Annotated in this window: 1 pseudogene; it reads right to left on the bottom strand. The window is 64.7% G+C overall.

Annotation, left to right across the window (positions count from 1 at the left end):
* A pseudogene (locus SB786_RS37855) lies at positions 1-232 on the bottom strand (cytochrome ubiquinol oxidase subunit II); the annotation flags it as partial.

The raw sequence follows: 232 nt of genomic DNA, 5'->3' as shown, positions 1-232 counted from the left end.
AGACCACCACCTCGATCGCGGTGGAGTGCGCCCACTTGGGTGCGTAGGTGGCGTCGCGGTTCGACGCTCGATAGCGCCAGGCGAAGTAGAGCGTCAGCAGGATGACGGGCACCACGACGAGCAGCATGGCCCATGTTGCCGTGGCGATGAGTTCTTTTTCGGCCACGCCCACGCTGCCCTTGGGATCGAGCAGAACCATGTTGCCGCTACACCCCGCGAGGGAGACGAGCAG

This window comes from Burkholderia sp. SIMBA_062 (assembly GCF_046534765.1).
Taxonomy (GTDB): domain Bacteria; phylum Pseudomonadota; class Gammaproteobacteria; order Burkholderiales; family Burkholderiaceae; genus Burkholderia; species Burkholderia ambifaria.
The sequence above is the reverse complement of the archived record's forward strand: the minus strand, read 5'-3'. Positions and strand labels throughout refer to the sequence as shown.